This window comes from Pseudoalteromonas phenolica (assembly GCF_005886345.1).
Classification (GTDB): domain Bacteria; phylum Pseudomonadota; class Gammaproteobacteria; order Enterobacterales; family Alteromonadaceae; genus Pseudoalteromonas; species Pseudoalteromonas phenolica_A.
In genome coordinates, this window is record NZ_PNEC01000047.1 from 39,141 (window position 1) to 61,181 (window position 22,041).

The 22,041-nt window shown below is 40.9% G+C and carries 22 protein-coding genes; all 22 read left to right on the forward strand.

Translation table 11 applies throughout. From position 1 onward, the window contains the following. Positions 1-577: 577 nt before the first annotated feature. The 22 genes from mioC (at position 578) to CWB72_RS20635 (ending at position 21,814) form a co-directional block, all read left to right on the forward strand. Positions 578-1,021: an FMN-binding protein MioC gene (gene mioC / locus CWB72_RS16090; RefSeq protein ID WP_138568607.1), complete on the forward strand. Its 444-nt coding sequence runs from the start codon at positions 578-580 to the stop codon at positions 1,019-1,021. 426 nt (positions 1,022-1,447) lie between these two features. After that, positions 1,448-3,337 carry a tRNA uridine-5-carboxymethylaminomethyl(34) synthesis enzyme MnmG gene (gene mnmG, locus CWB72_RS16095; protein WP_138633460.1) on the forward strand — a complete coding sequence of 630 codons (1,890 nt, stop codon included), beginning with the start codon at positions 1,448-1,450 and terminating at the stop codon, positions 3,335-3,337. Between the two features lie 16 nt (positions 3,338-3,353). Next, positions 3,354-3,974, forward strand: a complete 621-nt coding sequence (gene rsmG, locus CWB72_RS16100; RefSeq protein ID WP_058031488.1) for a 16S rRNA (guanine(527)-N(7))-methyltransferase RsmG — start codon at positions 3,354-3,356, stop codon at positions 3,972-3,974. Positions 3,975-3,986: 12 nt separating this feature from the next. Continuing rightward, positions 3,987-4,772: a ParA family protein gene (locus CWB72_RS16105; RefSeq protein WP_138633463.1), complete on the forward strand. Its 786-nt coding sequence runs from the start codon at positions 3,987-3,989 to the stop codon at positions 4,770-4,772. A gap of 14 nt (positions 4,773-4,786) precedes the next feature. After that, positions 4,787-5,743: a ParB/RepB/Spo0J family partition protein gene (locus CWB72_RS16110; protein ID WP_138633466.1), complete on the forward strand. Its 957-nt coding sequence runs from the start codon at positions 4,787-4,789 to the stop codon at positions 5,741-5,743. 138 nt (positions 5,744-5,881) lie between these two features. Further along, positions 5,882-6,262, forward strand: a complete 381-nt coding sequence (locus CWB72_RS16115) for an ATP synthase subunit I (RefSeq protein WP_130254907.1) — start codon at positions 5,882-5,884, stop codon at positions 6,260-6,262. 15 nt (positions 6,263-6,277) lie between these two features. Then, positions 6,278-7,135 carry a F0F1 ATP synthase subunit A gene (gene atpB, locus CWB72_RS16120; RefSeq protein WP_130254906.1) on the forward strand — a complete coding sequence of 286 codons (858 nt, stop codon included), beginning with the start codon at positions 6,278-6,280 and terminating at the stop codon, positions 7,133-7,135. 59 nt (positions 7,136-7,194) lie between these two features. Then, positions 7,195-7,428 carry a F0F1 ATP synthase subunit C gene (gene atpE, locus CWB72_RS16125; protein WP_004335261.1) on the forward strand — a complete coding sequence of 78 codons (234 nt, stop codon included), beginning with the start codon at positions 7,195-7,197 and terminating at the stop codon, positions 7,426-7,428. Between the two features lie 41 nt (positions 7,429-7,469). Continuing rightward, complete coding sequence (atpF, locus tag CWB72_RS16130) at positions 7,470-7,940, forward strand: F0F1 ATP synthase subunit B (protein WP_058031482.1); 471 nt, start codon at positions 7,470-7,472, stop codon at positions 7,938-7,940. A 15-nt stretch (positions 7,941-7,955) separates the two neighbouring features. After that, positions 7,956-8,489, forward strand: a complete 534-nt coding sequence (gene atpH / locus CWB72_RS16135) for a F0F1 ATP synthase subunit delta (protein ID WP_058031481.1) — start codon at positions 7,956-7,958, stop codon at positions 8,487-8,489. Positions 8,490-8,503: 14 nt separating this feature from the next. Beyond that, positions 8,504-10,045, forward strand: a complete 1,542-nt coding sequence (atpA, locus tag CWB72_RS16140; protein ID WP_058031480.1) for a F0F1 ATP synthase subunit alpha — start codon at positions 8,504-8,506, stop codon at positions 10,043-10,045. Positions 10,046-10,102: 57 nt separating this feature from the next. Beyond that, positions 10,103-10,963: a F0F1 ATP synthase subunit gamma gene (atpG, locus tag CWB72_RS16145; RefSeq protein WP_138633468.1), complete on the forward strand. Its 861-nt coding sequence runs from the start codon at positions 10,103-10,105 to the stop codon at positions 10,961-10,963. Between the two features lie 32 nt (positions 10,964-10,995). Further along, a complete protein-coding gene (atpD, locus tag CWB72_RS16150) occupies positions 10,996-12,381 on the forward strand; it encodes a F0F1 ATP synthase subunit beta (protein WP_058031478.1) in 1,386 nt (461 codons plus the stop codon). A gap of 14 nt (positions 12,382-12,395) precedes the next feature. Beyond that, entirely contained in the window at positions 12,396-12,812 is a 417-nt protein-coding gene (locus CWB72_RS16155) for a F0F1 ATP synthase subunit epsilon (protein WP_058031477.1), read from the forward strand. 200 nt (positions 12,813-13,012) lie between these two features. Continuing rightward, positions 13,013-15,148: a winged helix-turn-helix domain-containing protein gene (locus tag CWB72_RS16160; protein ID WP_138633471.1), complete on the forward strand. Its 2,136-nt coding sequence runs from the start codon at positions 13,013-13,015 to the stop codon at positions 15,146-15,148. A 410-nt stretch (positions 15,149-15,558) separates the two neighbouring features. Then, a complete protein-coding gene (locus CWB72_RS20625; protein WP_171037336.1) occupies positions 15,559-15,708 on the forward strand; it encodes a hypothetical protein in 150 nt (49 codons plus the stop codon). Positions 15,709-15,729: 21 nt separating this feature from the next. After that, entirely contained in the window at positions 15,730-16,308 is a 579-nt protein-coding gene (locus CWB72_RS20630) for a hypothetical protein (RefSeq protein WP_171037337.1), read from the forward strand. A 674-nt stretch (positions 16,309-16,982) separates the two neighbouring features. Further along, positions 16,983-17,318, forward strand: a complete 336-nt coding sequence (locus CWB72_RS16165) for a hypothetical protein (RefSeq protein ID WP_138633474.1) — start codon at positions 16,983-16,985, stop codon at positions 17,316-17,318. Positions 17,319-17,325: 7 nt separating this feature from the next. Further along, positions 17,326-18,570 (forward strand): HlyD family secretion protein, encoded by a 1,245-nt coding sequence (locus CWB72_RS16170; protein WP_138633477.1) that lies wholly within the window; start codon positions 17,326-17,328, stop codon positions 18,568-18,570. Then, positions 18,570-20,783 carry a peptidase domain-containing ABC transporter gene (locus tag CWB72_RS16175; RefSeq protein ID WP_138633480.1) on the forward strand — a complete coding sequence of 738 codons (2,214 nt, stop codon included), beginning with the start codon at positions 18,570-18,572 and terminating at the stop codon, positions 20,781-20,783. Before CWB72_RS16170 ends, CWB72_RS16175 begins: the two co-directional genes overlap by 1 nt. A 15-nt stretch (positions 20,784-20,798) precedes the next feature. After that, the gene (locus CWB72_RS16180) at positions 20,799-21,620 is read left to right on the forward strand and encodes a helix-turn-helix domain-containing protein (RefSeq protein WP_138633483.1); all 822 of its coding nucleotides are present in this window, start codon (positions 20,799-20,801) and stop codon (positions 21,618-21,620) included. Between the two features lie 44 nt (positions 21,621-21,664). Continuing rightward, positions 21,665-21,814, forward strand: a complete 150-nt coding sequence (locus CWB72_RS20635; RefSeq protein WP_171037338.1) for a hypothetical protein — start codon at positions 21,665-21,667, stop codon at positions 21,812-21,814. Positions 21,815-22,041 lie beyond the last annotated feature (227 nt).

The window sequence follows — 22,041 nt, forward strand, 5'->3', positions numbered from 1 at the left end:
TAAAAACCTTAAACTCTTCTCATCGCAGTGCTGCAGAACGCCCAAGGTTTAAGGCTTCCTTGGATTAAATCAGACGAAAAACGTCACCAAAAAGCGATCTCACTCAAGAAAAAACAAACCTCAGGGCCGATCAACCAGCAAAGCACATTTTGATTAGACCAATAAACAGACCTTTGATCATCCAATTCGGATCTATTTTCATAATTTATAGAACATTTAATTATATAAACTTATTTTTTAGCTCCAAAAGTAAGTAAAGTAAATTAGACAAGATCGAGTTATACACAAGCAGCCTATCCACATCGCTAAAATATCACCACAAAAACCTTAAAGAAGATCTTTTTAAGCCAGTTAACTCACCAAAGAAAATAAACTAGACGCAACTTTCACTCAGTTTATCCACAAATTAACAACTAAATAACAACGAGTAATAAATTATCAATTCGTTACAAATCAGAAACTTAAATTAAAAACGCTGATTTCATAGGCATTAAAAGTTATCCCAAGTTTAAATCCCCTCTTTACTTCTTCCACAGGCACATTATGATAGCCGCTCAAAGTAGATAGGATGAGTTAAATGCCGCAAGTCGACATCATTGTAGGTAGCCAGATGGGATCAGCGGAATATGTCGCTGAGCAACTTCAAGAAGCTCTTGAAGATCAAGGTTTTGAAACCGTGTTACATGAACAGCCAAATTTTGATGATTGCCAACAGGCAAACTGGCTGGTGGTAACCTCTACTTATGGTGCTGGAGATTATCCAGACAATTTACTGTCATTTATTGAGCAAATAACAGCGCAATCTTCTTTATCACAGCTCAAACATGCCGTGGTTGGCATTGGCGACAGTAGTTACGACACCTATAACTATGCAGCAAAGAACTGTGATGCACTGTTAAAAAGTAAAGGATCACAGTCTTTATTAGCACCATTAGAGATCAATGTGCTTGATGAAGCCTTGCCAGAAGATACCGCTTTAGCTTGGTTGCCAAACTTGATCGAGAAATTGGCAGATAATTAGAAAGATCTTTTACACAGAAGTTATTCACAAAATCCCCATATATTAGATCGGATTGTGGATAACCTTTGATCTAACTGCTGATCTACACATACTTATCCCTTGGATAAATATTTCCCGATCTGAGGTTGTGAATAAAACACCGATTTGATCAACGCTTATACCGAGTAAGATCCGATCTAATTCACATCTATTGATCTGATCTAAGTTTATGCTTTTAAAGATGTAGTTAGAGTTACACACAGTTCTCACGATCACTAATAGTAAGATCTAATAAAAGATCTTTAAAAAGATCCTTATATATATTTAGTGATCACATTTTCATATTTTCTAGGTTGTTTAATATTTAAGCGTTTCACTTCTGAGTTTTTCTAGGTAGAATACGCATCCTTTCAAAATTCACCGGTTGTTTTAAGTAGGATCCCGTAGATGATTTATCATGAGCATTTTGATGTAATAGTTGTTGGTGGCGGTCATGCAGGTACTGAAGCTGCATTAGCGGCTGCACGCATGGGCATGAATACCCTATTGTTAACCCATAATATGGATACTTTAGGCCAAATGTCATGTAACCCAGCAATTGGCGGGATCGGAAAAGGACATCTGGTAAAAGAGATTGATGCACTTGGTGGTGCAATGGCCAAAGCGATCGACAAAGGCGGGATCCAATTTAGAACTTTAAACTCGTCTAAAGGACCTGCAGTTAGAGCAACTCGCGCACAAGCTGATCGCGCACTTTATAAAGCAGCGATCCAAGACATTTTGCAAAACCAAGAAAACTTGAAGATCTTCCAACAGTCTTGTGATGATCTCATTGTTGAACAAGATCAAGTTAAAGGCGTTGTGACTCAAATGGGTCTACGTTTTAGTGCGCAAAGTGTTGTATTAACTGTTGGTACATTCTTAGGTGGTCAGATTCACATTGGTTTAGAAAACTTCTCTGGCGGTAGAGCCGGCGATCCACCTTCTATTGCATTAGCAAAACGCTTAAGAGAACTGCCGTTCAGAGTTGATAGACTTAAGACGGGTACGCCACCACGTATTGATGCCCGTACAGTTGATTTCTCAGTGATGCAAGAACAACCGGGTGATACACCAACACCGGTATTCTCTTTCATGGGTAAGCAAAGCGATCACCCACAACAGATCCCTTGTTACATTACTTATACCAATGAAAAAACCCATGATGTGATCCGTGATAATTTACATCGCTCACCAATGTATGCGGGTGTCATTGAAGGCATTGGTCCACGTTATTGCCCATCTATTGAAGATAAAGTGGTTCGTTTTGCTGATAAAGAAAAACATCAAATCTTTGTTGAGCCTGAGGGCCTAACATCTTATGAGCTTTATCCGAACGGTATTTCGACAAGTCTACCGTTTGATATTCAGCTCGATATTGTTCGTTCAATTAAAGGGTTTGAAAACGCGCACATCTGTCGCCCTGGCTATGCGATTGAATATGACTTCTTTGATCCACGTGATTTAAAACAATCTTTAGAAACCAAATTTATTAATGGTCTATTCTTCGCCGGTCAGATCAATGGCACGACTGGTTATGAAGAAGCCGGTGCACAAGGTTTGATCGCAGGTATGAATGCGGCATTACAAGTACAGGGCAAAGATGCTTGGACACCACGTCGAGACCAAGCTTATACAGGTGTACTGATTGACGACCTTGCAACATTGGGTACTAAAGAACCGTACCGTATGTTCACTAGCCGCGCTGAATACCGTCTTCTTCTTCGTGAAGACAATGCTGATCTTCGCCTAACAGAGAAAGGTCGTGAACTAGGCTTAGTCGATGATGAGCGCTGGGCGGCTTTCAATGAAAAACTCGAAGTGATGGAACAAGAAACACAGCGCGTTCGCAGTACTTGGATCCACAAAGATCACCCGGCACTTGACCAAGTTAATGCGCTGCTTAAAAAGCCATTAACGCGCGAAGCAAGTTTAGAAGATCTGATCCGTCGTCCTGAAGTAGCACAAGCTGATCTATATAAAATCGAAGGGCTTGGATCTGAATCAGACAACTGGCAAGCATTAGAGCAAGTTGAGATCCAAACCAAATACGCAGGTTATATTGCTCGTCAGCAAGATGAAATCGAAAAATTGATGCGTCATGAAGAAACGCAAATTCCTGCTGACTACGACTATAGCCAAGTAAGTGGCTTATCGAATGAAGTGGTTGCCAAGCTTTCTGATGCCAGACCGCAAACTATTGGTCAAGCATCTCGTATTTCTGGTATCACCCCAGCAGCGATTTCGCTATTATTAGTCTATTTGAAAAAGCAGGGCTTACTTCGTAAGTCAGCATAAGCCGCAAGGGTAGACTGTGTTACAACCATTACTGACTTCTTTATTAGCACAAACGGATATTGTGCTAAGCGACAAACAACAGCAACAACTGGTTGCTTATGTCGAATTGCTTGATAAATGGAATAAAGCCTACAACTTAACTTCTGTGCGTGATCCGAAAGAAATGATGGTGAAACATATCATGGATAGTTTAGTGGTAGCGCCTCACTTAACAGGCAAGCATTATATTGATGTAGGTACAGGCCCTGGCTTACCGGGCATTGTACTTGCTATTGCTTTACCTGATACCCAATTTGTATTACTGGATAGTTTAGGCAAACGTGTGCGCTTCTTAATGCAGGTAAAGCATGCATTAGGGTTAGATAATGTCACGCCAGTACAGTCTCGAGTTGAAGAATATCAACCAAGTGTTAAATTAGACGGGGTACTAAGCCGTGCATTTGCATCATTACAAGATATGGTGCAGTGGTGTTCGCATTTAATTGATGACTCAGGTCGATTTGTTGCTTTGAAAGGGCAATTTCCTGATGAAGAACTTGAAAACCTGCCAGCAGGTACCAAGTTCGAACAAGATATTAGTTTAGATGTGCCTAAATTAGATGCTGAGCGACATTTAATTATTCTGTCAAAAGACTAAGTTGAGGGTAAAGTGGCAAAAGTTATTGCAATCGCAAACCAAAAAGGGGGCGTGGGTAAAACAACCACTGCCGTAAACCTTGCCGCATCAATGGCCGCAACCAAACGTAAAGTATTACTTATCGATTTAGACCCACAAGGTAACGCCACTATGGGTAGCGGGGTTGATAAGTATGGCGAGGTTGCCACCATCTACGATTTGTTAATCGAAGAAACACCAATCAATGACGTGGTTTGTGAAGAAACGTCTGGCGAATATCATTTAATTGCTGCAAACGGTGATGTTACCGCAGCAGAAGTTAAATTAATGGAATTATTCGCTCGAGAAGTACGATTAAGAAATGCCTTAGAGGCAGTTCAAGATCAGTATGAATTTATTTTTATTGATTGTCCGCCTTCATTGAATATGCTGACAGTCAATGCCATGGCGGCAGCGGATTCTGTTTTAGTGCCTATGCAATGTGAATATTACGCATTAGAAGGTCTAACTGCCTTGATGGATACCATCACTCAGCTAGCTAAGTTGGTAAACCCTAACTTACAGATTGAAGGCATTCTACGCACTATGTACGATCCGCGTAATCGACTTGCCAATGATGTGTCTGAACAATTAAAACAGCACTTTGGCGAGAAAGTATACCGTACTGTGATCCCAAGAAATGTCCGTTTAGCCGAAGCGCCAAGTTTCGGTGCGCCAGCCATGTATTACGATAGAGCATCAAGCGGTGCAAAAGCATATTTAGCTTTAGCCGGTGAAATGTTAAGACGTAAAGAGCAGCAAACGGCTGCTGTTGCGTGAGAGGATAATAATAAATGTCAGTAAAAAAACGTGGTTTAGGTCGAGGCTTGGATGCCTTATTGAGTTCAGCAAAACCAGCACCTGCTGTGCCTGTTGAAGCAGCAGCACCAGAACCTGAATTACCGGCCACTGCACCTGAGCAAGAAGTTGCATCGACAACCAGTACTTCACAAACCGATAATGAACTTCGTCGTTTACCAATCGAGTGGCTTCAGCGTGGCAAATACCAACCGCGTAAAGACATGTCTGAAGAAGCGTTAGAAGAACTTGCCAGTTCAATTCGTGCACAGGGCGTACTGCAACCGGTTGTCGTGCGTGAAATTGCCCATGAAAAATTTGAAATCATTGCCGGCGAACGCCGTTGGCGTGCTGCACAGTTAGCGCAACTCGATGTTATTCCATGTTTAGTTAAAGATGTTGCCGATGAAGCTGCGGTTGCCATTGCACTGATTGAGAACATTCAGCGTGAAGATCTGAATGCCATGGAAGAAGCGGTTGCACTTGAGCGTCTATTGAATGAATTTGAATTAACGCATCAGCAAGTTGCAGAGGCGGTTGGCAAATCTCGTACGACGGTCACCAATTTATTGCGTTTAAATAATCTCAATGATGATGTAAAAAAATTGTTAGAGCATGGTGACATTGAAATGGGTCATGCCCGTTGCTTACTTGCACTCACTGGTGAATTGCAATCAGAAGCGGCTCGAACAGCTGTTGCAAAAGCGCTTACGGTTCGTGAAACTGAAAAATTAGTGCGTTCAATCCTCGAACCTGTGGATAAAAAACAAGCAAAAGAAAAAGACCCGGATGTCAAATTGTTAGAACAACAGTTGGCTGAAAATTTAGGGGCGAAAGTTGAGATTAATTACAACCAAAAAGGCAAAGGAAAGCTGGTTATCTCCTATGCAAATCTCGATGAATTAGATGGCATTCTTAGCCAAATTCAGCCAGATCTACAACAACCTTCCTAACGCATAATTATTAGACGAAAGTGGCGCTGAAAATGTGTCACATTTCGTCGCTGCAAGTTGCAAAATCACCAAAAATAAGTATAATTTCGCCAGTTTTCATACCCTGATAAATTTTTGCGTCATTAAGGTAAATTAAAAGTGACAAATTCGTTAGCAGGCCCATATAGGCGTGCCGCATTAAAAGGTGTTTTACTTCAGGGTATCGTAGCAACAATCGCTGCAGTAATAGTTTTAGTTGGTTGGGGAGTACAAGCAGGCGCTTCAGCATTAGCTGGCGGTCTAGTTATGGTACTTCCTAATTTTGTATTTGCTTTATATGCATTCAGATATATGGGTGCCAGTAAAGCAGAACAAGTGTTTGACTCGATAAAACGAGGCAACGGATTAAAATTTTTGATTACCATTTGCTTGTTTGCACTAATATTTAAGCACTTTGCTGTCATGGCTTTGCCATTTTTCTGTTGTTATATATTAGTGATGTTTGCACAGTGGTTTTCACCGATTTTTTTTAATCATTAACTTTTGGGATAAAACATGGCTGCAGAAGAAGTGACTCTATCGAGCCATATTCAGCACCACTTGACCAATGCTAAGATGTGTTCAACCGATGCCGGTTTAGCCTTCAATAAAGCATGTGCGGACAGTGGATTCTGGACATGGCACGTGGATACCCTCGCATGGTCTATCGGTTTAGGTCTTATTTTCTTATGGATCTTCCGTAGCGCCGCTAAAAAATCAACTACAGGTGTACCTGGCAAGTTTCAGTGCTTCATCGAGATGATCGTTGAGTTCGTTGGCGACAACGTCCGCGATACTTATCACGGTAAAAGTGCTCTAATTGCGCCATTAGCCCTAACAATCTTTGTTTGGGTGTTCTTAATGAACCTGATGGACCTTATTCCTGTTGACTTCTTACCTGCATTTGCTGGTTTCGTTGGTGAAACGGCATTTGGTATGGACTCACACGATGTGTACATGAAAATTGTACCAACAACTGACATCAACCTAACAGCTGCTCTAGCTATTGGTGTGTTCTTATTGATGATCGGTTACTCAATCAAGATGAAAGGCATTGGCGGTTTTATTGCTGAATTAACGCTTCACCCGTTCAGCTCTAACAACAAAATTGCCATGATTTTCTTGATCCCTTGTAACTTATTACTTGAAACAATTGCGCTGGTTGCTAAGCCATTCTCGCTAGCTCTGCGTTTGTTCGGTAACTTGTACGCTGGTGAATTGATTTTCATCCTTATCGGCGCAGTTGGTCTTATGCAGCTTCCGTTGCATTTCATTTGGGCAGCATTCCACATCTTAGTAATCGTACTTCAAGCATTCGTATTCATGATGCTGACTATTGTTTACCTAAGCATGGCTAGCTCAGATAACCACTAATTATTTATAGATTTTATTAACTTTAACTTTAATTTACTTTTAAAACTTTGGAGATAAAAATGGAACTAGTATTAGGTCTTAAGTACATCGCAGTAGCTCTACTTATCGGCTTCGGTGCTATCGGTACAGCAATCGGTTTCGGTAACATGGGTGGTAAATTCCTAGAAGCATGTGCTCGTCAGCCTGAGCTTGCACCTTCACTACAGGTTAAGATGTTCATCCTAGCTGGTCTAATCGATGCGGTAGCAATGATCGGTGTTGGTATCGCAATGGTATTGTTGTTCGTACTTTAATATTATTTTTGAACAGCTTACTATTTTAAGGAGGAGCGGTTGTGAACTTAAACGCCACTCTAATAGGTGAATTAATTGCATTTACGGTTTTCGTACTATTTTGTATGAAATACGTATGGCCACCGTTAAATGGTGCAATTGAAGCTCGCCAGAAAAAGATTGAAGATGGCTTAGCTGCCACTGATAAAGCTGAACAAGAACTTGAAGTTGCGCGTAAACAAGCTGCTGAGCAGCTTAAAGAAGCGAAAGCTCAAGCAGCTGATATCGTTGAACAAGCTAAGAAGCGTGCTGCGCTTATCGTTGACGAAGAGACAACGCGTGGTCAGCAAGAACGTGAAAAAATCATCGCTCAAGGTCACTCTGAAATTGAATCAGAGCGCAGCCGAGTTTCAGAAGAGCTACGCAAGCAAGTTGCGACGCTTTCTGTAGTTGGTGCTGAGCGCATTTTAGAGCGTGAGATTAACCAAGCTGCACACAGTGACATCGTTGAAAAACTTGTCGCTGAGCTTTAAGTAGGGGGTCTGAGCATGTCTGAATTGACTACTATCGCTCGCCCATACGCTAAAGCAGCTTTTGAACTTGCCGTTGAAAAAGGCAATGTTGAAGCATGGAATGAAATGCTGTTCTTCGCTGGTCAAGTGGCCAGCGATGAGCAAGCAAGTTCATTACTAGCTAGCATTCCAACAGCTGCAGAACAAGCTGATGTTTTCATCAAAGTTTGTGCTGAACAGCTCAACGAACAAGGTCAAAATCTTATCAAGCTGATGGCCGAAAATGAACGTTTAGCCGCCATCCCAGCAGTTGCTGAAATCTTTGCTGAATTTAAAGCAGAGTTTGATAAAGAAATCGACGTAGACGTGGTTTCTGCAACTGAACTTGCTGCTGAGCAGCAAGACAAACTGGTCGCGGCACTTGAAAAACGTTTCGCACGCAAAGTTAAGCTGAATTGTAGCATCGACGAAACCGTTGTTGGCGGTTTAGTTATCAAAGCTGGTGACACCGTGATTGACGGGTCTGTCCGAGGCAAGTTGGACCGCCTAGCGGTATCGCTACAATCGTAATTGGGAAAAAGAGCATGCAACTTAATTCCACTGAAATTTCTGCACTGATCAAACAACGTATTGAACAGTTTGAAGTTGTTAGTGAAGCACGTAACGAAGGTACTATCGTATCTGTTACTGACGGTATCATCCGCATCCACGGTCTAGCTGACTGTATGCAAGGTGAGATGATCGAGCTTCCTGGCAACCGTTATGCTATCGCACTAAACCTTGAGCGTGACTCAGTAGGTGCAGTAGTAATGGGTCCTTACGCTGACCTTAAAGAAGGCGTAAAAGTACAATCTACAGGTCGTATCTTAGAAGTACCAGTTGGTCGTGGTCTACTTGGTCGTGTTGTTAACACACTAGGTCAGCCTATCGATGGTAAAGGTGCACTAGACAACGATGGTTTCGAGCCAGTTGAAAAAATCGCACCAGGCGTAATCGAGCGTCAATCAGTAGATGAGCCAGTACAAACTGGTTATAAGTCTATCGATGCGATGATCCCAGTTGGTCGTGGTCAGCGTGAGCTAGTAATCGGTGACCGTCAGACTGGTAAAACTGCTCTAGCAATCGATGCTATCATCAACCAAAAAGACACAGGCGTTAAGTGTGTGTACGTAGCGGTTGGTCAGAAAGCGTCTACTATTGCTAACGTAGTACGTAAATTAGAAGAGCACGGTGCACTTGAAAACACAATCGTTGTTGTTGCATCTGCTTCTGAATCAGCAGCGCTTCAATTCCTAGCGCCATTTGCTGGTTGTACTATGGGTGAATACTTCCGTGACCGCGGTGAAGACGCGCTAATCGTATATGATGATCTTTCTAAGCAAGCTGTTGCTTACCGTCAGATCTCACTACTACTTAAGCGTCCACCAGGCCGTGAAGCATACCCAGGTGACGTATTCTACCTTCACTCACGTCTTCTAGAGCGTGCATCACGTGTAAACGCTGATTACGTTGAGAAGTTCACTAACGGTGAAGTGAAAGGTAAAACAGGTTCATTGACGGCATTGCCAATCATTGAAACTCAAGGTGGTGACGTTTCTGCATTCGTACCTACCAACGTTATCTCAATCACCGATGGTCAGATCTTCCTTGAAACTGACTTATTCAACGCAGGTATCCGTCCAGCTGTTAACGCTGGTATCTCGGTATCTCGTGTAGGTGGTGCAGCGCAAACTAAAATCGTTAAGAAACTAGGTGGTGGTATCCGTCTAGCGCTAGCTCAGTACCGTGAACTAGCGGCGTTCTCTCAGTTCGCTTCTGACCTTGACGATGCAACGCGTGCACAGCTTGAGCACGGTGAGCGTGTAACAGAGCTAATGAAGCAGAAACAATACGCACCAATGTCTGTTGCTGAAATGTCTCTGTCTCTATTTGCTGCTGAGAAAGGTTTCCTACAAGACATCGAAATTAACAAGATCGGTGATTTCGAAGAAGGCCTAATCGGTTTCGCAAACAGCACTTACGCAGAGCTAATGGCTCAAATCAATGAAACAGGTAACTACAACGCTGAGATCGAAGCGCAGCTTAAAGAACTTCTAGAGAAGTTTAAAGCAACGCAAACTTGGTAATTTAGTTATGGATGGTGAGTGTTCTTAGAATGCTCACCTTGATTCGGAGAGAGAGTCATGGCCAGCGGAAAAGAGATTAAAAGCAAGATCGGGAGTATCAAGAATACTCAGAAGATCACCAGCGCAATGGAAATGGTTGCTGCTTCTAAAATGAAGAAAGCACAAGACCGTGTGGCTTCAAGCCGTCCATACGCTGAGAACTTACGCAAAGTGATCGGTCGTGTTGCTCAAGCAAATCTTGACTTCCAGCACCCGTTCTTAGAAGAGCGCGATGTGAAGCGAGTTGGTTATATTGTTATCTCTACAGACCGTGGTCTATGTGGTGGTTTAAACTCAAACGAGTTTAAGAAAATCACACAAGACGTACAGGCGTGGAAAGAAAAAAGCGTTGAAGCTGAATTCGCTACTTTAGGTAGCAAAGCTGCTGGTTTCTTCCAACGTTTCGGCGGTGATTTACTCGCTAAGAAAGCGGGTCTTGGAGATGCACCTTCAATTCAGGACGTAATTGGTCCTGTAAAAGTAATGCTAGACGCATTCGCTGAAGGCAAAATTGACCGTTTATTCGTGGTATACAACAAATTCGTAAATACCATGAAGCAAGAGCCAACGATCGAACAGTTATTACCTTTGCCAAAAGCTGAAGAAAAAGTATCAGCTCACGCTTGGGATTACCTATATGAGCCGAGCCCAGAAGCGATCCTAGAGACGCTATTGGTTCGTTTCATTGAATCACAGGTTTACCAAGGTGTAGTTGAGAATGCTGCCTCTGAACAGGCTGCCCGTATGGTTGCGATGAAAGCCGCAACTGATAACGCAGGCGACCTAATGGATGAGCTGCAACTTGTTTATAACAAAGCCCGTCAGGCTGCAATCACACAAGAGATCAGTGAGATTGTAGGCGGTTCGGCAGCTGTATAACGCTTCGGCAAAGTTTAACGAGAGGAATAGACATGAGTTTAGGTAAGGTCGTCCAAATTATCGGCGCCGTTGTGGACATCGAGTTTCCACAAGACAACGTGCCAGCCGTATATGACGCACTAAAAGTTACAGATGGCGACTTAGCTGGTTTGACTTTAGAAGTTCAACAGCAGCTAGGTGGCGGTGTGGTACGTGGTATCGCACTTGGTACTACTGACGGTTTACGTCGTGGTACTTCAGTAGAAGGCACAGGCGAGCCAATCAAGGTTCCAGTTGGTACTAAGACCCTAGGTCGTATCATGGACGTACTTGGTCAGCCAATCGATGAAGCAGGTCCAATTGGTGAAGACGAGCGTATGTCAATTCACCGTGCTGCGCCTTCATACGAAGATCAATCAAGTTCAGTAGAACTTTTAGAGACTGGTATCAAGGTAATCGACCTTGTATGTCCATTCGCTAAAGGTGGTAAAGTTGGTCTATTCGGTGGTGCCGGTGTAGGTAAAACCGTAAACATGATGGAACTTATCCGTAACATCGCAATCGAGCACAGCGGTTACTCAGTATTCGCAGGTGTTGGTGAGCGTACTCGTGAGGGTAACGATTTCTACCATGAGATGAACGATTCAAACGTACTAGACAAAGTATCTCTAGTATACGGTCAGATGAACGAGCCACCGGGTAACCGTCTACGTGTTGCACTAACGGGTCTAACTATGGCTGAGAAGTTCCGTGACGAAGGTCGTGACGTACTTTTCTTCGTAGATAACATCTACCGTTACACACTAGCGGGTACTGAGGTATCAGCACTTCTAGGTCGTATGCCTTCAGCGGTAGGTTACCAGCCTACACTAGCTGAAGAAATGGGTGTACTTCAGGAGCGTATCGCGTCTACTAAGACTGGTTCAATCACGTCTATCCAAGCGGTATACGTACCTGCGGATGACTTAACGGATCCATCACCAGCTACGACGTTCGCGCACTTAGATGCAACAGTTGTACTTTCTCGTGACATCGCATCACTAGGTATCTACCCAGCGGTAGACCCTCTTGATTCAACTTCACGTCAGCTTGACCCTCAAGTAATCGGTAACGAGCACTACGACACAGCACGTGGCGTTCAGACTGTACTTCAGCGTTATAAAGAACTGAAAGACATCATCGCGATCCTAGGTATGGACGAGCTATCTGACGAAGATAAGCAAGTTGTATCTCGCGCACGTAAAATCCAGCGTTTCCTATCTCAGCCGTTCTTCGTTGCTGAGGTATTCACAGGTGCACCTGGTAAATACGTTTCACTGAAAGACACTATCTCTGGCTTCAAAGGCATCTTAAACGGTGAATACGATGACATGCCAGAGCAAGCTTTCTACATGGTTGGCTCAATCGACGAAGCGATCGAAAAAGCCAAAAACATGTAATTTAGGAGGGTGTTATGGCAATGACAGTACATCTTGACGTAGTAAGTGCAGAGCAGAGTGTATTCTCTGGTGATGTAACCACTATTCAAGTGACAGGTAGTGAAGGTGAGCTAGGTATTCATCCTGGTCACGCGCCACTATTGACTGGCCTAAAACCTGGTATGGTACGTTTAGTTAAACAAGATGGTTCTGAAGACATCATCTATGTTGCTGGCGGTACGCTTGAAGTTCAACCTAAGACAGTAACCGTTCTTGCGGACGTTGCTATCCGTGGTGAAGAGCTTGACGAGCAGGCTGCTGAAGAAGCTAAGCGTGAAGCGCAAGCACAAATGGCTTCAGGCACGACGTCTGAGCTTGATACGCATGCTGCAGCTGTACAGTTAGCAGAAGCAATCGCTCAGCTACGTGTTATTCGCCAGCTACGCAAATAATACATCCTATCTGGTTTAAAAAGCCCGCACTGCAAAGTGCGGGCTTTTTTATTTTTTATTCTAATCTACTGATTTTAAGGCTTTATTTATTCTTTTTTTTAAAATCTGAAATCTATATTTACAAACTGTACATTGGGTATTTCTTATTCATATTCTAGGATTGAATTGAAAAGGGGATTCTATTAAATTGGTACACATTAATGGCTAAAAAGATGCACGGAATGAATGAGGTTAGCTTTTCTAGAGCTGTAAAAGAGGTTAAGTTTGGTGCATGGACCCTTGACCCTAAACGACAGACTATTTCTGATGGTGATGCAATCAGAGAGTTAGAGCCACTGCTGTTCAAGATACTAAGCTACTTGGTTATCAATAATGAGCAAATAATTACTCGTAAGGACTTAATAGACGATGTGTGGTGTCAACACTACGTTGATGATAACGCAATTAATCGAGCGGTGTCTGAATTACGCAAAGTATTAAAGTCGGAAAAGCAAAAAGGATTAGTCGTTAAAACACACTACAGAAAAGGGTATAGCTTTTTCTTAGAGCCTCAATATATTTTTCATGAGGAAGAAAAAGAGACATTAGTTTCGCCGCCTGTGGAAGAATTTACAAATGATGTTCCCCCTTTAAAACCAGCCAATCAAACCAATAAGGTTAAGCTTGTAGCTTCATTGAGTATTCTATTAGCTATTTTAGTTGCTTTTATTTACCTTCAATCTCCCATACCAAAAACGTCACCAAGCCCAGAGGTGAAAGAGCAAGACTATGAAATGCAATTGCTTACTTGGAATAATGAACAACAATATAATGGTTTGATTATTCATCCTAACGAGCAGTTTATAGCATTTATGCAAAGCAAACAGGGTAGCAAGGAGAGTCGAGTTGTTATTAAAGAATTAGCAACCGCCAAAGAGGTACGCTTTGGTCATGCTGGTGAACTTTTGTATCCTATTGGGTGGTCTCGAAATGGCGATAAATTGCTGTATAGAAGGAACCGAGCGGACAATCAGTGTGAAGTGTGGGCCGCGGATATAGCGAGTCCTGAGGGGCAAGGTGTAGAGTACTTATTCGATTGCGATAAGCGTTTATATCGAGCTGCTCAACTGAATAATGGAGATATCGCCTATACCAAATATCACTATCGAAATCGCGATGAGCTATCCGTGATTATGATACTTAATTTAGAAACTGGCGATGAGTTTCAGGTTTCTTCCCCAAACTTAAACTCATTTGGCGATAAGCTGCTGCACTATGATCCCGTCTCTAATAAGCTCTTTTTTGAGCGAGTACAATATGGCCATTCAGAGCTGTTTGTGAGTGATCCAGAGGGAACCGAGCAAACGAAGTTAGCAGTGGTGAAAAACCGTGTATGGGTAGCAAATTACGACCCATATACTTCATTATTTTCTTGGTTTGATAGCCAAAAGCAACAGGTTTATAGTTTATCTCTCGAAGATAATGCTCAAAAATCGACGTTAAAACCTACCAATGTAGATAATTTCTTAATTGCTTACATGATGAAGAATAGTAATTTGTTAGCAATCACAAACCCATATGAACAAGACCTCTATCAACTGTCTGCTGAGAGTAACAAACTCACACCGTTTGCTAACTCCGATAAAGCCGAGTTTTCAGTCGCGTCTAGTAATAACCTCACTGCACATTTATCCGGCAGAGATAAATTGGTTATAGGTGATACAAGCAGACGCAGTCAGGTGTCATTACCCAATGACACCTACAAAAATATTGATATTTCATCGGAGTTAGGGGAAGTGCTTTTACTAGGCGATAACAGAATCGATATCTATGAAATAGAAAATAAAAGTTTTACTAGTCTACTAGAGTTTCAATCGCCCCTTTTATTTGCGAGCTACATTGACGCTCATCACATAGGTTATATTCTCAAGGACTCAGAAACAGGCGAACACCAAGCATTCATCTACCATTTAGAATCTAAGCGACAAACTCGGCTGGCTATTCCCGAAAGTACCTGGTTTGATAAGATTTCAGACACTGTAATCGTGTATAAACCATTAAAAGAAAAGTTAGTGTTTTTTGATCTTGAAAATAGTGAAGTGGTAACTGAAAGAGACATCGCAAAGAGCAAAGGAAAGCATTCATTTACGGTTATGAATGGACACGTTTACCACTCAGATGGGATGTTCATTTATCGTATCCCAAGTATGGGTTCAGACTCAGATAAAGAAGTTGTTTTTACACTTGATGAAGCCGGTCATATTAATAATATTGAAGCGACTAAAAGTAAAGGTGTGACGCTGATTGAAATTGTTTCTTCTAAGTCTAATTATCTTATCCAAGCCAATAAGCTATAATCTCTTTCATTGTCGGGCTCATTACATTGAGCCCTTTAACAAGCCTATCGATTAAAACAATTTTATTAAGCCATGAGTACAGCGCTGCGCTCCCTTTTTGCTAGCATACTTTCACTAGCTACAAGGTTGCATCGTACTTACTTATGAGTTTCAACGACTCGCTCAAAGTGCTTACCACCTATATTTATTTTGACTATTCGCTCCCAATAGAGGTAAAAATAACGTTATGAAGGAATATTGAAGTCATAATGTTTTTTTTGTAAACAATTTCAATATTTTAAGTCTAATTCTTATCTTTCAAAATAAGCATTGATAAGTTCCAAATTTCACCAATTGTCGTAAATTAATAGTCACTCAACGGCAGGGCCAAGCGTTCTGCAAAAACAAAAAATTTAGTGAAGGATTGGAGCATGCGTCATCTAAAAGTGAATAAAAGAAAATTAAAGAACCTATCAAATTTAAAAGAGTTGGACGTAAAAGCAACACGTTTAATTGCTGCTGGTTTTATGAAACAAAATAATGAAGCACACTCTCAATCTTGCCCAACAACATATCCGTAAGCAGTGTATTTAGGGTTAAACATGTATAAAAGTTTTCTCATTATTATAGGGATTTCGACATTTTCGTGCCTTGAAGTGGCTGCGCAGGAAGATCGAACAGTCATCATAAGTGACGCATTGGAAGAGAGAATTTATGCCCCTACAGGCAGTAACAATTATCGCTTTTTAGTAGCAAAAAATGAATATGTTGCTCAAGGGACTGACTTGGTTGTTTATTGGCAAGAGCAAGAGCAAGAGCAAGAGCAAGAGCAAGAGCAAGAGCAAGAGCAAGAGCGTGCCGCTTTAAAGTCACCCATTTCAGGTTTAGTAACTTGGACGAAAGCTGGGCAAGGTGAAGCATATAATTTTAAAGAAGGTACGTTACTGGCTAAAATATTAAGCAAGCATAATTCAGGAATGATAGAGCTTAATGGTGCTCGCTATGGAGAACACTTTAAGAATATCGCGTTATGTTTAAGCAGTGAACGGTTTCGAACAAGTTGGCTTGGAAGTTATCAAGGGTGGGGCTTATTCAAATTAAAAGATGATTTGCCTTTCAAGTTTGATAAGCAATCACTTTACGCGGTGTTTGATACTCAGTCATGTAATAAAAACCTTTAGATTCAATTTATAATTTTATTTTCTATATTTCCTTATGTTGTTCAAAGCACAAGCCGCCGCTTGTGCTTTTATCATTTGTGGCTCCCTCTACTTATTGTATTTCACCTGTCTTTCCAGTTAGTGCCTTAAAAGCGCTTAGAGCTTGCATATAAACACCTGCTAACTATTTATAAGTTTGGAGTTTTACACGCTGAGTTGCGTTACTAAAAAGCTGCACATATTGATTTAACTACGTTGTGCATAACCACACATAGCCCGTTTTTTAGTACTGCCCCTTTGGTTCTTTGTGAATATGGTTAGGGCATTGACGTAACTTGCTCATTAAGGCGTCGGCGAAAAACTAACTTGTCAGTTTTTATCTTGTGTTACGGCTATTGCTCGGCCAGGGTGATGGTGTGTCGTTTTTTAGGTAAGGCGTGTTTTATGTATTTTGCGTAGCGAGTGAAGGCTTAAATGCATTCAATGTGACATTTAGAAACAGAGGGAGTGAATGAAACATGAAGTGCAAGGGAAAAGATATTTAACTATTTATAACCCTATTTAGGCATTATTACCGGATAAGGTTTGAGTTTAAGTTATTGAAATTGTTTGTTTTGTTTGTTTTTTTGGAGAGTTTGAAGTTTTAGCTTTTAATTCGCACTATAGGTGCAGAACTTCAATGAAAGGAAAGAGCAATGACACTTCAAGAGTATTTTGAAAACTACTACAACACCATCAACGACGGCAGAATTGATGAGCTTGATCATTTTTTTAGTGGTGAGAGCCCTTTTTTAAACGCCAATAAAAGACGCTTTCAAGGGCTTAAAGAGCGATGCGAGTTTGTATTAAAAATTGCAGATATCGAACTTATCGCACAGCAAGATGACCTGTTAGTTGTCAGAGACTTTGTTGATTGCACAAGCTCTCTTGGTGGCCAAGATATGACAAAGCGCTCTTCAAATATTCATGCCTTGGTACGTGAAGGTGAAGATTGGAAAATTCACACTAGTTCTATCCTCCCTCATGTGTAGGTGAGTCATGAAAGAGCTATTCAGAAAAGAAGCAATCGACCACCAAGGGCAAAAGTTAGACGGTGAAGTAACGATTGCGACTCATATGTCATTCAATTGGATCTTAGCAATTATTGTAAGCTTAGTTGTAATTGGAAGCAGTTATTTAATGCTAGGGCAATATCACAAAAAAGAAGTTGTAAGTGGTTACTTAAAGCCAAGAACTGGTTTGAGTAAGGTCTATCCGGTCAACACAGGTGTGATAGAAGATGTGTATGTGACTGAAGGGGAGTTTGTCAAAGAGGGTCAGTTATTAGCTCGGGTTAAAACTGAGAGAGTGATTGCATCTGGGGGGGAGTTAAACTCTAAAGTAATAGCACAACTCGTTCAACAAAAAGAGTTATTGCAGCAAAGCATGGTCAATGAAAAGACATCGCTGAGCTCAAAAGTTGATCGAGTTACTTCTAAAATTAACAATCTAGATACGCAGCTATCGATTGCACAAAGGCAAAAATCACTACTTGATGAGAGAATTAGTTTAAATAAGGTTAAACATCAAGACACCGTTGAATTAAATAAGAAAAACTTTGCCTCTCAAAGAGAGCTACAAGCAGTAGAAGATAGTCTGTTACTGCTCGAGCAACAATATGAAGATATAAAAAACAAAATAGCCTCTTTAGAGCAACAACAGAAAAATTTAAGTTATGACCTGGCGCAGCTTCCTTTAACAAATGAAGAAACCATCGCAGGCATAAAAGCCAAGTTATCTAATATCGATCAGCAAATTTCTCAAACTCAGGCTCAATCTGGTTTTGACATCATTAGTTACAGAGATGGGTATGTTAGTAATATTTTGGTGCAAAGAGGGATGGCGGCGAAAACCAATGTACCAATTATGACGATACTGCCAGAAGATACCGTGTTGCAGGCAGAGCTATTTGTCCCAACTCGCGCATATGGGTTTGTTTTAAAAGGTCAAAAAACACGGATACGTTATCAAGCTTTTCCGTATCAACGTTTTGGCATATATCAGGGAACAGTCTCACAAATTTCAAAGTCCATCTTATTACCACAAGAAGCGAATGTACCGGTGAGCTTGTCTGAACCCATGTATAGAGTCATTGTCGAGCTTGATTCACAACATGCCAGTGCTTATGGGGACGAAATTCCGTTACAAGCCGGCATGTTATTAGAAGCCGATGTCATGGTAGACAGTCGTAGTTTATTTGAATGGTTATTTGAGCCTCTTTATAGCATAAAAGGAATGATCTAATGGAAAATCCTATGTATTTGCTGCAATTTAGCAATAGAAAGCGATTACCTCTTATCTTGCAAAGTGAAGCGGCTGAGTGTGGGCTGGCGAGCTTAGCTATGGTTGCAGGTTACCACGGTTATAAAACTGACTTAACAACGCTAAGACAGTCCTTTGAGATTTCTTTAAAAGGTGCAAATTTACCAGAATTGATGCGCATAGCGGATAAGTTAAACCTTAGTTCTCGTGCGGTTAGATTAGAGCCAGAGCAACTCTCTAAATTAAAAACGCCCTGTATTTTACATTGGAACATGAGTCACTTTGTTGTGCTAAGTAAAGTGGGTCGCAATTCTGTTGAAATACATGACCCAGCGATAGGGAAACGAAAATATTCACTAGAAGAGTTTTCTAAGCATTTTACAGGGGTCGCATTAGAGCTGAGTCCGACGAAAGAATTTAAGTCTGAAGATAACCGCTATAGCCTGAGCCTATCAAATTTTTGGAGTAAAGTTTCAGGGTTGAAGTCGACCATGGCCAAAGTTTTTGTTTTGTCATTGCTCTTACAGCTTTTTGCGGTTGCTTCTCCTTATTATATGCAGCTGGTTGTTGACGAAGTATTGCTGAGTCACGATCAAAACCTACTTGTTATTTTAGCAATTGGTTTTGGCTTATTAATGTTTATTGAAATGGTCTCTGGTGCTGTGCGTTCCACGCTCTTACTCCACTTTGGTAATTTGATGAGCATTCAATTAGGCGCCAATCTATTTCACCATTTAGTTCGTTTACCCCTGCAATATTTTGAAAAAAGGCACATTGGAGATGTGGTATCACGCTTTGGCTCGTTGCAAAAAGTGAAAGATATGCTAACGCAGGGGATCATTGAAGCAATGATCGATGGCGTGATGGCGATTATTACTTTAGTGATGATTTACCTTTATAGCCCCAAGCTCAGTTTAGTTGTGCTATCGGCAATTACTGCATATGCGCTATTTAGAGTATGTATGTATAGGCCCCTTAGGCAAATGTCGGAGGAGATGATAGTTAATCTTGCGAAAGAACAAACTAACTTTATGGAAACTGTGAGAGGGATCCAAACAATTAAACTGTTTGGACGCGAGGTACAAAGGCAAAGTGTTTGGCATAACAAATATGCTGATAGTTTGAACGCAGGTATTAAAGTTGGTCACTTAAATATTGGCTATGAAGCATTTAATAAAGTGATCTTTGGGCTTGAAAATGTGTTAGTAGTTTATTTTGCGGCTCAATTAATAATGGAAGGTGCTTTTACTATCGGTATGTTGTTTGCGTTCGTGGCATACAAAAGACAGTTTATTGAGAAAATGGAAAGCCTAATCGATAAGTTTATTGAGTTTAAAATGCTGAGCTTACATTTCAACCGATTAGCTGATATCTCGCTAACTGACAAAGAAAGCAATATCAGTGGCCACTTAAGAGAGCGTGAGTATAAAGGCAACCTAACACTTAAAGGAATTTGTTACCAATATAATCAAAAGGATAAGCAGCTTTTTAAAGAATTAGATTTCGAAATTGTTGCTGGAGAGTCGGTTGCATTAGTCGGTCCTTCTGGGTGTGGGAAAACCACATTAATGAAAATTATGCTGGGTTTATTCGAACCAGATAAAGGGGCTATTGAGTTTGATGGCCAAGACATTCGTCATATTGGGTTATCAACCTATCGTTCTCAAATCGCTGCAGTGATGCAAGATGATCAACTGTTGTCTGGTTCAATTGCGGATAATATCGCCTTTTTTGATCCCTATATTGATATGGAAAAAGTAAAGAGAGCTGCTAATTTAGCTGCGATAGATCAAGACATTTATAGAATGACAATGGGCTTTAACACATTAGTTGGTGATATGGGCGCCGCACTGTCTGGTGGGCAAATTCAAAGGCTACTGCTTGCTCGTGCGTTATATCGAGAGCCAAAAGTGCTCTTCATGGATGAAGCCACAAGTAGTTTAGATACGCGCTTGGAGTCGGTGGTAAATGCCGCGGTGAAAAAACTAGCAATAACGCGTGTGATTATAGCACATAGGCCTGAAACCATCGCCAGTGCTGACAGAGTCGTCAAATTATTAAATGGGAAATTAATATCTTCAGATAAGCCCGCGCATGTTGCAACGAGTGATGTAAAAAAACCTCTTAACCTGTCCCTATCGAGTGTGGAAAGTAAGTCTAATTCTGTCTCGGGCGCAGACTTCGTAATGAGTTAATGTGTGGTGTTCAAAATGAAAAAAGTAACATTATTAATCGATAGTAAAAATAAGTCGTTAGATGTTGGCTGCTTGTACGAAGTGTTTGGTGCTACAGCTTTATCTGACAAAGGTGTGCAATGTCAGTTTGTCCACTTGGATATGCTTGACAACTTACCCTTTCATGGAAAGTTGGGTTTAGTTCTTGACTCAGATGTCTTAATTATCAGTGGTTTTAATAATGAACCATTTCGTCAAGCGCAAAAATCCTTATCAAGTTGCGCAAATCAAGGTGGTGAAATTCATGTAATTGAAAATGAAAGAGTATTTTCTTTTGTAGCACAATCACTAGATGGGCGAGTTAGAAATTCAATTTTCGCCGTAGATGGTGGGCTTAATCTCATCACCTGGGGAGTAAACCTTATAAAATTAAAATACGGCATATCAGTTGGTAGTGATGTTATGAAAGGAATGGCGGTATGCCCGGCTGATCTCATGCAGTTGCAAAATGAATATGAAGGTGATTTACAAGCCAGTTCTCATAATTTTAGGGAGGCATTGATTTGGGCCGAAAAGAATCTAGATAAAGTGCTCACAGTTGAGCAGGTTGCAAGTCGAGCCTGCTTATCTAGAAGGGCTTTTGATCGAAAATTTAAAGAGCTATTTGGTACAACACCAAAAGCTTGGCTAACTAAGTTAAAACTAGAAAAGGCTAAATATTACTTACAAAATAGTGATATTGAAATTGAGAAAGTAGCCGTGCTTTCAGGTTTTGGTAGTTATATAAATTTAAGGAATTGTTTTAATAAGAATATGGGTGAAAGGCCAAGTTTTTATAGGGTTTTGAATAGAGTTTAAATGGGTTTTTGTTTTTTAATTATATTTATTTTTTAGAGGTTTATATGAAGTTAAAGTTGAATAAAAAAAGTATTAAATCATTATCGAAAGAGCAAGCTAAACTAGCTCCTGAAATGACGGCTAAAGTCGGTGGCGGAATTTGGTGGCCAACAGATTGTTTTCGTACTATTTGCGTGATAGTTGTCACAGAGTAATAAAAGTTCAAAGCTTCAATAGGCGATTAGCTTATTGAAGCTCTTGCTAAGTTATTTTTGAGATATAAATCGGCCCGGTAACGCATTTTTCAGCCAGCTTTAATTGGCATCTTTTAATCATACGATACCCCTCATTTTGTATTGAAATCAGAGTTTAAGCCTCTTTTTTTAATACCGTATTGCATACTACTGTTTTTATATAATATTTGTCTGCTTGTCTGCTTGTC

Coding starts and splice junctions, on each gene's coding strand:
- mioC (WP_138568607.1), top strand. CDS start 578: ATGCCGCAAGTCGACATCATTGTAGGTAGCCAGATGGGATCAGCGGAA.
- mnmG (WP_138633460.1), top strand. CDS start 1,448: ATGATTTATCATGAGCATTTTGATGTAATAGTTGTTGGTGGCGGTCAT.
- CWB72_RS16110 (WP_138633466.1), top strand. CDS start 4,787: ATGTCAGTAAAAAAACGTGGTTTAGGTCGAGGCTTGGATGCCTTATTG.
- atpB (WP_130254906.1), top strand. CDS start 6,278: ATGGCTGCAGAAGAAGTGACTCTATCGAGCCATATTCAGCACCACTTG.
- atpE (WP_004335261.1), top strand. CDS start 7,195: ATGGAACTAGTATTAGGTCTTAAGTACATCGCAGTAGCTCTACTTATC.
- atpH (WP_058031481.1), top strand. CDS start 7,956: ATGTCTGAATTGACTACTATCGCTCGCCCATACGCTAAAGCAGCTTTT.
- atpA (WP_058031480.1), top strand. CDS start 8,504: ATGCAACTTAATTCCACTGAAATTTCTGCACTGATCAAACAACGTATT.
- atpG (WP_138633468.1), top strand. CDS start 10,103: ATGGCCAGCGGAAAAGAGATTAAAAGCAAGATCGGGAGTATCAAGAAT.
- atpD (WP_058031478.1), top strand. CDS start 10,996: ATGAGTTTAGGTAAGGTCGTCCAAATTATCGGCGCCGTTGTGGACATC.
- CWB72_RS16155 (WP_058031477.1), top strand. CDS start 12,396: ATGGCAATGACAGTACATCTTGACGTAGTAAGTGCAGAGCAGAGTGTA.
- CWB72_RS16160 (WP_138633471.1), top strand. CDS start 13,013: ATGGCTAAAAAGATGCACGGAATGAATGAGGTTAGCTTTTCTAGAGCT.
- CWB72_RS20625 (WP_171037336.1), top strand. CDS start 15,559: ATGCGTCATCTAAAAGTGAATAAAAGAAAATTAAAGAACCTATCAAAT.
- CWB72_RS20630 (WP_171037337.1), top strand. CDS start 15,730: ATGTATAAAAGTTTTCTCATTATTATAGGGATTTCGACATTTTCGTGC.
- CWB72_RS16165 (WP_138633474.1), top strand. CDS start 16,983: ATGACACTTCAAGAGTATTTTGAAAACTACTACAACACCATCAACGAC.
- CWB72_RS16170 (WP_138633477.1), top strand. CDS start 17,326: ATGAAAGAGCTATTCAGAAAAGAAGCAATCGACCACCAAGGGCAAAAG.
- CWB72_RS16175 (WP_138633480.1), top strand. CDS start 18,570: ATGGAAAATCCTATGTATTTGCTGCAATTTAGCAATAGAAAGCGATTA.
- CWB72_RS16180 (WP_138633483.1), top strand. CDS start 20,799: ATGAAAAAAGTAACATTATTAATCGATAGTAAAAATAAGTCGTTAGAT.
- CWB72_RS20635 (WP_171037338.1), top strand. CDS start 21,665: ATGAAGTTAAAGTTGAATAAAAAAAGTATTAAATCATTATCGAAAGAG.